The sequence below is a fragment of the Bradyrhizobium sp. USDA 3240 genome, from assembly GCF_054063295.1.
In genome coordinates this window covers 8,234,427-8,247,419 of sequence record NZ_JBSSGD010000002.1, presented here as the reverse complement: position 1 = coordinate 8,247,419, position 12,993 = coordinate 8,234,427, and the positions used below count along the sequence as shown (strand labels likewise).

Sequence of the window (12,993 nt, the reverse complement as noted above, 5' to 3'; positions counted from 1 at the left end):
TCTCAAGCGCGGCATCCGGTTCTGCCAGGCCGCGCCAACCGCGCGCCCGACATGCCGGCGCCGGCATCGGGCGGCGCCATACCCCATCGATCATCGGGCTATCCGATCGCTCGCGCGCATGGGCCTTCGGCGCCGCGAACCTTTTGCAGCAGGCGGCGGCGCAGACCGTAAAGGAACCCGTGAGCCATTCGGCCGATGACCTTCTCTCCCCGGCCACGGCGGCGGGCAACCGATTCCGCGTCGGCATAACTGGCGGCGACGATCGTGCCGTGTCTGTTGCCATCGAGCTTCAGGTCGGTGAGATAGACTAGGCCGCGCGACGTCAGCAACGCCGCCTGCGCGTCGCTGAAGCGGGTCAACTCATCGCAGATATCAATGGCCTCGTTGTCCACCATGCTCATCCTGCCGAGGCGGCCTCAGGGAACGAGGCGCGCATCTTCATCCCGCATCAGCCTTATACAAACCAACCGGATGGTTTGTAAACAGGCAGAATGACGCAATCCGCAAGATCCGGCCAGGACGCATCGGCGTGTCGGATCGGTGCCTTCGCATTCGTCCTCGAAGCATCGATCAGCCAGCACTCGGAGCACGCGAACGATGACACAGCAGCGCCACACGGCAGAAACCGAAGTCAGAACAATCATCGAAGCCTGGGCGGACGCGGTCCGCCGACACGACTATACGGGCGTCCTCGCCCATCACGATCAGGACATCGTGATGTTCGACGTGCCGCCACCGCTCCAGTCACGCGGACTTGATGCGTACAGGAAGACCTGGGATCTGTTCTTCGGCTGTCAGCGTTCCTCCTACGCCTTCGATATCGAGGACATCGCGATCACGGCCGGCGATGACGTCGCCTTCGCCGTTGCGGTGATGCGATGCGGCCCGCGCGACGACACGTTCCAGTTCAGGCTCACGATCGGACTGCGCAAGATCGACGGCAGCTGGCAGATCACGCACGAGCACCATTCGGTGCCGGCGACTGATTAAGACGTAGGGTGGGTTAGGCGAAGCCGTAACCCACCAACTTTCGGCGCCGCACGAGGGCGGCGGGTTACGCTACGCTAACCCGCCCTACGCCTTCTTCGCCGTCGCACGCCAGGCGATGGCGAGCGCGAGCAGCAGCAGCGCGCCGGCCAGATAGAACGGCGCACCGGGCAGCTTCACGGACACGTTGTCGCCGATGAAATACGCAAACGTCAGCGTGAACAGGAACGGGCCGATCAATTCCGACATACTCTGCACGCTCGATGTCGCGCCCTGCAACTGGCCCTGTTGATCGGCGGCGACGAGTTGCGTCGTCAGGGCCTGGGTCGCGGCGCCCGAGATGCCCCACAACGCCATCACGGGAATGCCGATCCAGAACAGCTGGCCTGATGGCGCCGCGCCGAAGATCACGAAGCCCAGGGCGCCGCAGACGAGGCCGAGGAACAGCGCGTTGCGCTCGCCGAGCCGCTGCACGATCGGGCCGATCGCCGCGCCCTGCACGATCATGCCGCAGAGCCCGACCAGCGCCAGCGTCGCACCGACGGTGCCGGTGTCCCAGCCATAGCGATAGGTGGCGTACAGCACGAACACCGAGGGCAGCACGACATGCGCGAGCTGGCCGAAAAAGGTCGCCAGCGACAGGCCGGCCAGCGTCCGGTTCGCGCGCAGAAAATGCAGCGCGCCGATCGGATTGGCGCTCTTCCATTTGAACGGCGCACGCCGCTCGACCGGCAGCGATTCCGGTAGGATGAACAGGCCATAGAGGCCGTTGACGAAGCTCAGGCCAGCCGCCGCCCAGAACGGCAGCCGCGGATCGATCTCGCCGAGCAGGCCACCCAGCGCCGGTCCCAGAATAAAACCCGCGCCGAACGCGACGCCGATCTTGCCGAACATCGCGGCGCGCTGCTCCGGCGCGGTGACGTCGGCGATATAGGCGAACACGGTCGAGATGCTCGACGAGGTGATGCCTGAGATCGCCCGCCCGATGAACAGCCAGATCAGGTTCGGCGCCAGCGCCATCAGTACGTAATCTGCGGCGAGGCCGAAATTCGACAGCAGGACCACCGGCCGGCGGCCGAAGCGATCGGACAGCGCGCCCAGGATCGGCGAGCAGACGAACTGCATCAAGGCCCAGATCGAGCCGAACACGCCGAAGATGCGCGCCGCATTGGCGGTGTCGTTGTTGACGAAGCCTTCGATCAGCTTGGGCAGGATCGGGATGATGATCCCGAGCGCGAGCATGTCGAGCAGCAGGGTGATGAAGATGAAGATCACCGCGCCACTGCGTGCCTGCGGAACAGCCGCAGGATGGGCTTCGGCGTCGCCGCTCACGACGGCCGCTTGCGCTTGTGGGCGAACGGATTGGCCTTCTCGCGCAGCGTGATCCGGATCGGCGTGCCCGGCAGATCGAAGGTCTCGCGCAGCGAGTTGGTGAGGTAGCGCAGATAGGATCTCGGGATCGCATCGGCGCGCGAGCAGAACAGCACGAAGCTCGGCGGGCGCGCCTTGACTTGCGTGATGTAGTTCAGCTTCAGCCGACGGCCCGAGACGGACGGCGGCGGGCTGGCCTGGATTGCCTGCTCGAACCAGCGATTGAGCGCCGCAGTCGGCAAGCGCCGGTTCCAGACGGCATAGGCCTCCTGGATCGCAATCATCAGGCGGTCGATGCCCTCACCCATCAGGCCGGAGACGGCGACGATCGGCGCGCCCTTGACCTGGGGCAGCCAGTGGTCGGCATCGGTGCGCAGCTGCGAGATCTGGTTGGGCTTGCGCTCGACGAGGTCCCATTTGTTGACCGCGAGCACGATGGCACGGCCCTCGCGCTCGATCAGGTCGGCGATACGCAGATCCTGCTCCTCGAACTTGTTCTGCGAGTCCATCATCATCACGACGACTTCGGCGAAGCGCACCGCGCGCAACGCGTCGGCGACCGAAAGCTTCTCCAGCTTCTCCTCGATCCGCGAGCGGCGGCGCAGGCCGGCGGTATCGAACACGCGGAACTGGCGGCCCTGCCAGGTGATCTCGACCGCAATAGAATCGCGCGTGGTGCCGGCCTCGGGGCTGGTCAGCAGCCGCTCCTCGCCGAGCAGATGGTTGATCAGCGTCGACTTGCCGGCGTTGGGCCGGCCGACGATCGCAACCCGGATCGGGCGCTGCGCGGCCTCCTCCTCCGAGATGTCCTCGTCATCCTCGCCCTCGTCGTCTTCCTCTGGCGTCGCGGGCACCAGCGCGCTCAGCGCCTCGTGGAGGTCGCCCATGCCCTCGCCATGCTCGGCCGAGATCTGCACGGGATCGCCGAGGCCGAGCGCGTAGGATTCCATTGCGCCGATCTCGCCGTGCTTGCCCTCGGCCTTGTTGGCGATCAGCAGCACCGGCTTGTTGGCCTTGCGGGCGAAGTCGGCAAAGGCGCGATCGGTCGGCGTCAGGCCGACACGGGCGTCGATCACGAACATCAGCGCGTCAGCGAGCTCGATCGCGGTTTCGGTCTGCTCCTGCATCCGCGCCGTCAGCGAGCCCTTGGCGCCCTCATCGAGCCCCGCGGTGTCGATGATGGTGAAGTCGAGATCGTAGAGCCGCGCCTGGCCCTCGCGACGGTCGCGGGTCACGCCGGGCTCGTCGTCCACCAGCGCGAGCTTCTGGCCGACCAGCCGGTTGAACAGCGTCGACTTTCCGACATTGGGCCGGCCGATAATGGCGATGGTAAAAGACATGGATCATCCAGGCGCCGCGGCGCGGCGCGCGTCTAATGAATTGAAGCAGGAGCCTAGCGCGCGATGCGATTGGGTTGAACCGTCATCGCGCTTTAGATTGTTGTTTTAGCATGATCTTTTCGGAAAACCGCTTCGCACTTTTCCGGATCATGCTCTAGCGGCTAAATCCGCCGCTCGGTAGCGGCGCGGGGAACGCGCCGCCGGATTGTTGCGAGGTCTGGGTCTGCTGCGCCGGCGCCGCAGGCTGTGCCTGCTGGTCGTCGGCCGGCGGCGCGGTGGTGCGGCGGCGGACAATCTTCTTCGGCTTCGGCTCGGGCGGCAGCGCGGCGGGCGCGCCCTCGTCCGGCGCCCCGGCGTCGGGAGCAGCGGCCTGATCTGCCGCGGGTGCGGCGCGCTTGGTGTGCTTCTTGGCGCCCTTCGGCGGCTCCGGCGGCGGAGCCGGCTGGGCGGCCGCTGCCGCGGCGTTCTGCTGGTCGAGCTGCTCCTGCTGCGAGCCCTTGTACAATTCCTTCGGCACGCCCTGCTCGAGGCCGGGCACGCCTTCCGGGAACACCGGCTTGCGGTCACCGGCCAGCTTCTTCTTGGTGTCGAGGAAGTCGAGCAGATCGCTCGGATCGAAATTGGCCATACCGCCACCGCCGCAGCCGGCCAGCGCGCTGCAAAGCGCTGTCAGAACTGCGGCTGCGATCAGGCGTTGCGAGCGGCGCATGGTCGATCTCTCACTCAAACTCGGGTTTCGCGCCGGTTCAGCTTTTGGCGACCGGCGGCAACAAGGCCTGCAGCGCTTCGGCGCGCGAACGCAGGCTCGGCGGCGTCTCGCCGTCATTGGCAATCTGGTCGAGCCACTGCCGCGCGGCGGTGGCATCGTTGGCGCGCCAGGCCGACAGCGCCAGCAACTCGCGCGCGGAGTGGCGGAACGTCGAGTCCTTCGACTTCGCCATGCCCTCGAGCCGTTGCACCATGTTCGGATAGGTCGTGGTGTCCATCACCATCTGCGCGGCACGAATCCGCGCTAGATCCTGATCGGGACCGCCGACGCTGCGGTCGGCTGCGATCTCGTCATAGAGTTTCGCGGCGGCCGGCTGATCGCGGGTCGCGACCTCGGCGGCCATGCGCAGCCGCGCCAGATTGCGGTAGCCGGACGGCGCCTTGGTGATCAGGTCGGCGAAGGCGGCCTCGGCTTCGGCGTGCTTGTTCTGGTCCGACAGCTCGACGGCGCGGTCGAACGCCGCACCGGCCTCGGCGGCCTTCTTGCCCTCGAGATATTGGTAGCCACGCCAGCCACCGACGCCTGCGACCACCAGGATCGCCAGCGCGATGATGAAAAGCGAGTACTTGTCCCACAGCTTCTTGAGCTGATCGCGACGGACTTCCTCGTCGACTTCGTCAAATAATTCAGACACTTAAGGCTATCCCATCCCCTCGGGACCGCGAATCTCGGCGGAGCGCAGCCCCTACCTGATCCCCACATCGCGGCGGCGTTACCCTAACGGTGTGGCAGAGGCAAGGCAAAGCCAGGCGGATCAAAGCGTTAACCGGGGAAGTTTGTCCTACGCCGGCCTATGCCCCTGTCGAGATGCTTTCCCGCAGCTGGCGCTTGATCACCTTGCCGTTGGCGTTGCGCGGCAGCGGCTCCGCGGTCAGCGCCATCGTCTCCGGCACCTTGTAGTCGGAGAGACGCTCGGCGCACCAGGCGCGCAGGCTCTCGGCACTCACGTCGGTGCGGGTCACGATCACGGCGTGCACGCGCTCGCCGAGCACCGGGCATGGTTTTGCGATGATCGCGCTCTCGATCACGGCCGGATGGCCTGAAAGCACGGACTCGACTTCGGCGGAATAGATCTTGAGGCCGCCGCGGTTGATCATGTCTTTCTGGCGATCGAACACGCGGACGAAGTTGTCGGCATCGACCGAGCCGAGATCGCCGGAATGCCAGAACCCGGCCGTGAAGCTTTCGGCGGTCGCCTTCGGATTGTTCCAGTAGCCCTTGATGACGGAAGCGCTGCGGATCCAGAGCTCGCCGATCTCGCCGCGCGGCACCTCGTGGCCATCGGCGCCCATTACCACGATCTCGGCGCCGGGACACGGCAGGCCGACGCTGTCGATATGCGCCGCGGTCAACTCACCCGGCATCAAGGTCGAGGGCGACGTGGTCTCGGTCGCGCCATAGCAGTTCGCGAGCTTGAGGCCGGGAATCTTGGCGTTGAGCTTTTCGATGGTCGCGACCGGCATCGGCGCGCCGCCGAAGCCGCCGATCCGCCAGCTCGACAGGTCGGTGCTGTCGAAATCCGGCTGCATCAGGCAGAGATTGTACATCGCCGGCACCATCACCGTGTAGGTGACGCGCTCGCGCGCCGCGACCTTCAGATACTCCGACGCCTTGAACTCCGGCATGATGATCAGCGCGCCGGCAGAGCGCGCCATGGTGGTGACGTTGGCGACCGCGCCGGTGACATGCGCGAGCGGCACCGCCGCGATCGAGCGATCGGTCTTGGTCAGCTTCAGGCAAGATGCGAACACCATCGAGGAGTGGATGATGTTGCAATGGGCGAGCATCGCGCCCTTCGGCCGGCCCGTGGTGCCCGAGGTGTAGAGGATCATCGCGGTGTCCTCCTCCCTCACCTCCGCCGGCGCTTGCACCGGCGCGTTGTCGCGCAGGCCTGCGAATTGCGATGTGCCGTCGTCGCCGACCGAGACGCGATGCGTGAGGCCGGGAATGTCGGCGGCGTCGGGGATACGGTCGGCAAGCGCGGCCTCATGGACCAGCAGCTTGGCGCCGCAATCGTTCAGCACATAGGCGATCTCGGGCTTCTGCTGGCGTGTCGAGAGCAGCACGGTCACCAGCCCCGCATGGGCGGCGGCGAACATCGTCAGCACGAACTCGGTGCGGTTGCCGAGCAGGATCCCGACGCGGTCGCCCGGAACGAGGCCGAGCTTTGCAAAGCCGGCCGCGACCTTCGCCGATTGCTCGGCGACCTCGCGCCAGCTCAGGCGCGTCGCGCCGCAGACCAGCGCCTCGCCGTCGCCGTTCTGTGCGACGGCGTCCGCGATCATCGCCCACAGGCTGGCCGGCCGCTCGGCAAAGACAGGCACGACGCGGTCGCCGAAGCGCGGCTCGAGCCGCATGGCCGGAAGTGCGTGTTGCGACCAGTCCATGTGCGCCTCGTCAGCTCTTCTTCATGCCGTAGACGTGCTCCGGCCCGGGAAAGGCGCGGCTCTTCACGTCGCGCGCATAGCCCGCGATCGCTTCCTCGATCATCGGCCCGAGGTTGCCGTAGCGGCGCACGAATTTCGGCGCACGCGGCGACAGGCCGAGCATATCCTCCAGCACCAGCACCTGGCCGTCGCAGGCGGCGCTGGCGCCGATGCCGATGGTGGGAACAGCGATCGATTGCGTGATCTTGCGCGCCAGTGGCTCGGCGACCGCCTCGACCACGATCGAGAAAGCGCCCGCTTCCGCGATCGCCTTGGCGTCGTTCTCGATCGGCGCCCAAGTCTCCTCCTCGCGGCCCTGCGCGCGGAACGAGCCGAGCGTGTTGATCGATTGCGGCGTCAGCCCGATATGGCCCATCACGGGAATGCCGCGCTCGGACAGGAACGCCACCGTCTCCGCCATCCGCGCGCCGCCCTCGAGCTTGACCGCGCCGCACAGCGTCTCCTTCATGATCCGTACCGCCGACTGGAACGCCTGCTCCTTCGACCCCTCATAGGAGCCGAACGGCATGTCGACCACGACCAGCGCAGCTTGCGAGCCGCGCATCACGGCGCGGCCCTGCAGGATCATCATGTCGAGGGTAACGGGTACGGTGGTCTCGAAGCCATGCATCACATTGCCGAGGGAATCGCCGACCAGGATGGCGTCGCAATGCCGGTCGACCAGCGCCGCGGTGTGCGCGTGGTACGACGTCAGCATCACGATCGGTTCGCCATTTTTGCGGGCGCGCAGATCGGGCGCGGTCTTGCGCTTGATGGCGGATTGAACAGACATAGTCAGGCTCCCATGACAGGCACGCCGATCACGACCGGGTGGAACGCGAACGCCAGCGCCAGATAGACGATGACACCGACCGCGATCGCGATCAGGTCGTTGGTCGGACCGCCCACCGGGATCGGCGGCCCGCCGGCATCCGCGCGGCGCTTCAGCGAGATGCGGTCATAGACCGCCCAGCCGAGAAACGAGCCGAACAGGATGATCGAGCCGAGATCGCCATTGGCGAGCAGATGCGCGAACGCCCACAGCTTGACGCCCGCCAGCATCGGATGCTTCAGCGTGGTGTAGATGCGGCCGCGGATATAGGCGGCCACCACCAGGATCACGGCCGGCAGCATCAGCGCCACCGTGATGTGCTTGAACGCGGTCGGCGGCGTCCAGACGTCGATCCAGCCGGTCGCGCGGTAGTGGGCGAAGCCCCAGATGATCAGCGCGAGCCCGGCGAACGACACCAGCGAATAGACGCCCTTGTAGGCTCCCTCGCCCATTGCATTTACGATGCCGGCGCGCAGCTCGCGCAGGCTGGTCAGCACATGGATACCAAGGAACAGCACGAGACCCAGGATCATGACGAGCAGTCCCACGATGTTCCTCCCCTGATTGATTGCTGCCTTCGCGTAACATCTTCGCCGGGCGGGTGGCAATGCGCCACGCCCGGTGGCGGGTCACGGATTGCCGGTCGGCTTGGCCAGTTCGCGATTGTCGACATAGCGGATCATGATCGGCCGGCCGGCCAGCGCGCCACCGAGCCCGCCGGTGAATTTCAGCGGCAAACAGGCGCCGAGGGAGGCGTTGATCGCGTTGAGGTAGGTCGTGCGGGTATCCGCCGGGATACCTCGCGTCGCGAACGTCAGGCGCGGCGTGCCGATCATCTCGCCGGTCCGCTTGAAGCTGAAGCGCACCGACATCTGCATGCCCTCGCGCGCATCGTCCGCCGGCGGCGGTGCCCAGCAGGCGCGCAGCGCGGCGAACAGATCGCCGATGGTATCGAGATCATGATCCGGCTTGCGATACTTCTCGGCCTGCCCCTCGGGCGGCACCGTCAGGATCGTGAGCTGCAGATTTTCGCCGTACGGATAATTGATTTCGGGCAGACACGGCCCGTGGTTGAACACGCTGCAGTAAGAAGGGATGCAGGGCCCATAGTCGAGCACGCTGCAGGGCGTGTGTGCGAACGGCACAGGGTTTGTCTGCTGCCGCTGCCGCGCGCCAGCGGTGCCCGCGAGGGCAAGGGCCACGGCGATAGCGAGGCAAATGACGACGCGTCGGAACATGCGGTTGGACCCGGGATGCGCTCCGGGGAAAATGGTACCGTGGCGGGACCGGAGCAAGCGGGGCGACGTTCAATTCCTCGCGCTCGCCACAACCTCGCTGTCGTCGCCCGGCTTGACCGGGCGATCCAGTATTCCAGAGACAGCAGTGATCAATCGATAGGCCGCGGCGTACTGGGTCCCCCGGTCGAGCCGGGGGACGACACCGAGTATGTGGCGGCGCTACGCCTTCTTCTTCACGTCCTTGACGTTGGAGAAGGTGATGCCCTCGGCGCGCTCGCGGGTGTAGCCGAGATAGAACTCGTTCTTGGCCATGAACACGGGGTCGCCGTCGACATCGTCGGCGATGCCGGAATTGTTGGCGGCGACGAAGGCCTCCAGCTTCTTGCGGTCGTCGGACGAGATCCAGCGCGCCAGCGAGAATTCCGAGATCTCGAATTCGACCGGCAGCGAATATTCGGCATCGAGCCGCGCCTTCAGCACGTCGAGCTGCAGCGGGCCGACCACACCGACCAGCGCCGGGGCGCCGTCGCGCGGACGGAACACCTGCACGACGCCCTCCTCCGACATCTGTTGCAAGGCTTCCTTCAGCTTCTTCGCCTTCATCGCATCGGTCAGGCGGACGCGGCGGACGATTTCCGGCGCGAAGCTCGGTACGCCGACGAAGGTCAGATCCTCGCCCTCGGTCAGGGTGTCGCCGATCCGCAGGGTGCCGTGGTTGGGAATGCCGACCACGTCGCCGGCGAAGGCCTCGTCGGCCACCGAGCGATCCTGGGCGAAGAAGAATTGCGGGCTCGACAGGCTCATGTTCTTGCCGGTGCGCACCAGCTTGGCCTTCATGCCGCGGGTGAGTTTTCCGGAGCACAGCCGGGCGAACGCGATGCGGTCGCGATGGTTCGGATCCATGTTGGCCTGGATCTTGAACACGAAGGCGCTCATGCGCGGCTCCGCCGCCTCGACCTTGCGCAGATCGGAATCCTGCGCGCGCGGCGCCGGCGCGAACTTGCCGAGGCCCTCGAGCAAGTCGCCGACGCCGAAATTGCGCAGCGCGCTGCCGAAATAGACCGGCGTCAGATGCCCCTCGCGGAAGGCCGCGAGCTCGAATGGCTTGCAGGCTTCGGAGGCCAGCGCGAGCTCATCCCTGACCTCGGCGACGTCGAGATTGGGGTTGCGCTTGCCGAGATCGGCGATGTCGATCTGCTCGGTGGCGCCGGTCTTGGCGCCGCCGCCCTCGAGCAGCCGCACGCCGCCATTGACGACGTCATAGGTGCCGAGGAAGTCGCGGCCGCGGCCGACCGGCCAGGTCATCGGCGTGGTGTCGAGCGCCAGCGTCTTCTCGATCTCGTCGAGCAGATCGAACGTGTCGCGGCTCTCGCGGTCCATCTTGTTGATGAAGGTGATGATCGGGATGTCGCGCAACCGGCACACCTCGAACAGCTTGCGCGTACGCGCCTCGATGCCCTTGGCGGCGTCGATCACCATGACCGCGGAATCGACCGCGGTCAGCGTGCGATAGGTATCTTCCGAGAAGTCCTCGTGGCCCGGCGTGTCCAAGAGGTTGAACACCAGGTCGTTGAACTCGAAGGTCATTACCGAGGTGACGACCGAGATGCCGCGCTCGCGCTCGATCTTCATCCAGTCCGAGCGCGTGTTGCGCCGCTCGCCCTTGGCCTTGACCTGGCCCGCGAGATTGATGGCGCCGCCGAACAGCAGCAGCTTTTCCGTCAGCGTGGTCTTGCCGGCGTCCGGGTGCGAGATGATCGCAAAGGTGCGCCGGCGCGCCACTTCCTCGGAAAGCGGCGAGCGGGACGGAGATTCGGCTGAAACTGAGATGTCGGACATGGCGGGGCAGCGTTTGGCAGGGAAAACGGGCGCAATCAAGGGCGTTTTGTCGCAATGCGGAAGAGCCGCACCACCCACATATAGGCACGGGAAGGACGACCTTTTCCTCACCACACCATCCGCGGGGACGACGCTGCCTTATCCGGAGGGTTCGTTATGGCTTGGGCCATTCTGTTCACCGCAGGCCTGCTCGAGATCGGCTGGGCGATCGGGCTGAAATATACCGAGGGTTTCTCGCGGCTGGTGCCGTCGGTGCTGACGCTGGCGGCGATGGCCGGCAGCGTGATCCTGCTCGGCATCGCGCTGAAGACGCTGCCGATTGGAACCGCCTATGCGGTCTGGACCGGGATCGGCGCGGTCGGCACCGCGGCGCTCGGCATCATCCTGCTCGGTGAACCCGCGACCGCGATGCGGCTGGCCAGCATCGGGCTGATCGTGTCCGGCATCGTAGGCCTGAAGCTGGTCGGGTAATTATCTGAGAACCTGCACCGCCCAATAGGTCGCGGCCGCGACCGCGGCCGACGCTGGGATCGTGATCACCCAGGCATAGACGATCGAGCTCGCCACGTTCCAGCGCACGGCGGACAGCCGCCGCGCCGCGCCGACACCGACGATGGCGCCGGTGATGGTGTGGGTGGTCGACACGGGCACCCCGAGATAGGTCGCGATGAACAGCGTCGCGGCGCCGCCGGTCTCGGCGCAAAAACCCTGCATCGGCGTCAGCTTGGTGATCCGTAGCCCCATGGTGCGCACGATCCGCCAGCCGCCCATCAGGGTGCCCAGCGCCATCGCGCTCTGGCAGGCCAGCACGACCCAGAACGGAATCTCGAAGGTGTCGCCGAGATGGCCCTGCGAGTAGAGCAGCACGGCGATGATGCCCATGGTCTTCTGCGCGTCGTTGCCGCCATGGCCGAGCGAATAGAGCGACGCCGAGGCGAATTGCAGGATCCGGAAGGCGCGATCGACGGCGAATGGCGTCGAGCGCACCGAGAGCCAGGACACGATCGCAACCAGCACCAGCGCCAGCAGGAAGCCGACCAGCGGCGACAGCACGATGGCGAGCAAGGTCTTGGTGAGCCCGCCCCACACCGCCGCCGAGATGCCCGCCTTCGCCATGCCGGCGCCGACCAGGCCGCCGATCAGCGCGTGCGAGCTCGACGAGGGAATGCCGAGCGCCCAGGTGATCACGTTCCAAACGATCGCGCCGACCAATGCGGCGAAGATCACGGTGGCGTCCACCACCGACGGGTCGATGATCCCGGTGCCGATGGTGTTGGCGACGTGCAGGCCAAACACCGCGAAGGCGACGAAGTTGAAGAATGCCGCCCAGAACACCGCATATTGCGGCCGCAGCACGCGGGTCGAGACGATGGTCGCGATCGAGTTCGCGGCATCGTGCAGGCCGTTCAGGAAGTCGAACAGCAGCGCGACCGCGATCAGGATGGTCAGGACCGGAAGACCGAGCGTGGTGTCCACGTGATGTCCCCGACTTACACTTGCTCGATGACGATGGAGTTGATCTCGTTGGCGACGTCGTCGAAGCGGTCGGCCACCTTCTCTAGGTGATCGTAGATCTCCGCGCCGACGATGAAGTCCATCGCGTTGGCGTTGCGGTGCTTCAGGAACAATTCCTTGAGCCCGATATCCTGGAGATCGTCGACCCGGCCCTCGAGCTTGGTCAGCTCCTCGGTGATCTGGGTCAGCATCGAGACGTTCTGGCCGATCGCCTGCAACAGAGGCAGCGCGCGGATGACCAGATTGGCGCATTCGACGATCAGGCCGCCCATCTCGCGCATCGGCGGCTCGAACTCGCGCACCTCGAACAGCATGACGGCCTTGGCGGTCGCCTGCATCTGGTCGACCGCGTCGTCCATCGCGGTGATCAGGTTCTTGATGTCGCCGCGGTCGAACGGGGTGATGAAGGTGCGGCGAACCGCGGTCAGGACCTCGCGGGTAACGCTATCGGCGTCGTTCTCGAACTGGTTGACGCGCTGGCAGAAGACCGGGGTCTCCTCGCCGCCCTTCAGCATGTCCTGCAGCGCCAGAGCGCATTTTACCGAGGTCTGGGCGTGTCGGGCGAACAGCTCGAAGAACCGCTCTTCCTTGGGCAGAAAGGCGCGAAACCAGCGCAGCATGTCTCTATTCCATCGTTCCGGGACAGCCCTTTTAGCGACTGTCACGGAACTGTCAT

14 protein-coding genes are annotated in these 12,993 nt (G+C 66.0%); 2 read left to right on the top strand and 12 right to left on the bottom strand.

Annotated features, from left to right (window positions below; all coding sequences use genetic code 11):
* Nucleotides 1-98: 98 nt before the first annotated feature.
* On the bottom strand, nucleotides 99-395 hold the full coding sequence (locus ACVIGA_RS39305) for a hypothetical protein (protein ID WP_456670265.1): 297 nt from the start codon (nucleotides 393-395) through the stop codon (nucleotides 99-101).
* A 202-nt stretch (nucleotides 396-597) separates the two neighbouring features.
* Between ACVIGA_RS39305 and ACVIGA_RS39300 the strand changes: the two genes are divergently transcribed.
* Nucleotides 598-990 carry a YybH family protein gene (locus ACVIGA_RS39300; protein ID WP_456670264.1) on the top strand — a complete coding sequence of 131 codons (393 nt, stop codon included), beginning with the start codon at nucleotides 598-600 and terminating at the stop codon, nucleotides 988-990.
* An 84-nt stretch (nucleotides 991-1,074) separates the two neighbouring features.
* Here the strand turns inward: ACVIGA_RS39300 and ACVIGA_RS39295 are convergent, their stop codons facing one another.
* The 9 genes from ACVIGA_RS39295 to ACVIGA_RS39255 form a co-directional block, all read right to left on the bottom strand.
* Nucleotides 1,075-2,319 (bottom strand): MFS transporter, encoded by a 1,245-nt coding sequence (locus ACVIGA_RS39295; protein WP_456670263.1) that lies wholly within the window; start codon nucleotides 2,317-2,319, stop codon nucleotides 1,075-1,077.
* Nucleotides 2,316-3,698 carry a ribosome biogenesis GTPase Der gene (gene der / locus ACVIGA_RS39290; protein ID WP_456670262.1) on the bottom strand — a complete coding sequence of 461 codons (1,383 nt, stop codon included), beginning with the start codon at nucleotides 3,696-3,698 and terminating at the stop codon, nucleotides 2,316-2,318. Before der ends, ACVIGA_RS39295 begins: the two co-directional genes overlap by 4 nt.
* Nucleotides 3,699-3,852: 154 nt before the next feature.
* Nucleotides 3,853-4,407, bottom strand: coding sequence for a hypothetical protein (locus ACVIGA_RS39285; RefSeq protein WP_456670261.1), 555 nt, complete (start codon nucleotides 4,405-4,407; stop codon nucleotides 3,853-3,855).
* A 37-nt stretch (nucleotides 4,408-4,444) separates the two neighbouring features.
* Complete coding sequence (locus ACVIGA_RS39280; protein WP_456670260.1) at nucleotides 4,445-5,101, bottom strand: tetratricopeptide repeat protein; 657 nt, start codon at nucleotides 5,099-5,101, stop codon at nucleotides 4,445-4,447.
* Between the two features lie 157 nt (nucleotides 5,102-5,258).
* The gene (locus ACVIGA_RS39275; protein WP_456670259.1) at nucleotides 5,259-6,854 is read right to left on the bottom strand and encodes a class I adenylate-forming enzyme family protein; all 1,596 of its coding nucleotides are present in this window, start codon (nucleotides 6,852-6,854) and stop codon (nucleotides 5,259-5,261) included.
* 10 nt (nucleotides 6,855-6,864) lie between these two features.
* Nucleotides 6,865-7,686, bottom strand: a complete 822-nt coding sequence (panB, locus tag ACVIGA_RS39270; protein WP_106322854.1) for a 3-methyl-2-oxobutanoate hydroxymethyltransferase — start codon at nucleotides 7,684-7,686, stop codon at nucleotides 6,865-6,867.
* A 2-nt stretch (nucleotides 7,687-7,688) separates the two neighbouring features.
* Nucleotides 7,689-8,273, bottom strand: coding sequence for an NnrU family protein (locus tag ACVIGA_RS39265; RefSeq protein WP_456670258.1), 585 nt, complete (start codon nucleotides 8,271-8,273; stop codon nucleotides 7,689-7,691).
* An 81-nt stretch (nucleotides 8,274-8,354) separates the two neighbouring features.
* Entirely contained in the window at nucleotides 8,355-8,963 is a 609-nt protein-coding gene (locus ACVIGA_RS39260; protein WP_456670257.1) for a hypothetical protein, read from the bottom strand.
* Nucleotides 8,964-9,182: 219 nt separating this feature from the next.
* Nucleotides 9,183-10,802 carry a peptide chain release factor 3 gene (locus ACVIGA_RS39255; protein WP_456670256.1) on the bottom strand — a complete coding sequence of 540 codons (1,620 nt, stop codon included), beginning with the start codon at nucleotides 10,800-10,802 and terminating at the stop codon, nucleotides 9,183-9,185.
* A 156-nt stretch (nucleotides 10,803-10,958) separates the two neighbouring features.
* Here ACVIGA_RS39255 and sugE point away from each other — a divergent pair, with 156 nt between their 5' ends.
* Nucleotides 10,959-11,273, top strand: a complete 315-nt coding sequence (gene sugE, locus ACVIGA_RS39250; RefSeq protein ID WP_092113374.1) for a quaternary ammonium compound efflux SMR transporter SugE — start codon at nucleotides 10,959-10,961, stop codon at nucleotides 11,271-11,273.
* Here sugE and ACVIGA_RS39245 read toward each other — a convergent pair whose 3' ends face one another.
* Entirely contained in the window at nucleotides 11,274-12,278 is a 1,005-nt protein-coding gene (locus ACVIGA_RS39245; RefSeq protein ID WP_456670255.1) for an anion permease, read from the bottom strand. It lies immediately after the preceding gene.
* A gap of 14 nt (nucleotides 12,279-12,292) precedes the next feature.
* Nucleotides 12,293-12,937 (bottom strand): DUF47 domain-containing protein, encoded by a 645-nt coding sequence (locus ACVIGA_RS39240; protein WP_223972679.1) that lies wholly within the window; start codon nucleotides 12,935-12,937, stop codon nucleotides 12,293-12,295.
* Nucleotides 12,938-12,993 lie beyond the last annotated feature (56 nt).

Excerpts from the sequence above, each read along its gene's own strand:
- ACVIGA_RS39305 (WP_456670265.1), bottom strand. The coding sequence starts at position 395 with ATGGTGGACAACGAGGCCATTGATATCTGCGATGAGTTGACCCGCTTC.
- ACVIGA_RS39300 (WP_456670264.1), top strand. The coding sequence starts at position 598 with ATGACACAGCAGCGCCACACGGCAGAAACCGAAGTCAGAACAATCATC.
- der (WP_456670262.1), bottom strand. The coding sequence starts at position 3,698 with ATGTCTTTTACCATCGCCATTATCGGCCGGCCCAATGTCGGAAAGTCG.
- ACVIGA_RS39285 (WP_456670261.1), bottom strand. The coding sequence starts at position 4,407 with ATGCGCCGCTCGCAACGCCTGATCGCAGCCGCAGTTCTGACAGCGCTT.
- ACVIGA_RS39275 (WP_456670259.1), bottom strand. The coding sequence starts at position 6,854 with ATGGACTGGTCGCAACACGCACTTCCGGCCATGCGGCTCGAGCCGCGC.
- panB (WP_106322854.1), bottom strand. The coding sequence starts at position 7,686 with ATGTCTGTTCAATCCGCCATCAAGCGCAAGACCGCGCCCGATCTGCGC.
- ACVIGA_RS39260 (WP_456670257.1), bottom strand. The coding sequence starts at position 8,963 with ATGTTCCGACGCGTCGTCATTTGCCTCGCTATCGCCGTGGCCCTTGCC.
- ACVIGA_RS39255 (WP_456670256.1), bottom strand. The coding sequence starts at position 10,802 with ATGTCCGACATCTCAGTTTCAGCCGAATCTCCGTCCCGCTCGCCGCTT.
- sugE (WP_092113374.1), top strand. The coding sequence starts at position 10,959 with ATGGCTTGGGCCATTCTGTTCACCGCAGGCCTGCTCGAGATCGGCTGG.
- ACVIGA_RS39240 (WP_223972679.1), bottom strand. The coding sequence starts at position 12,937 with ATGCTGCGCTGGTTTCGCGCCTTTCTGCCCAAGGAAGAGCGGTTCTTC.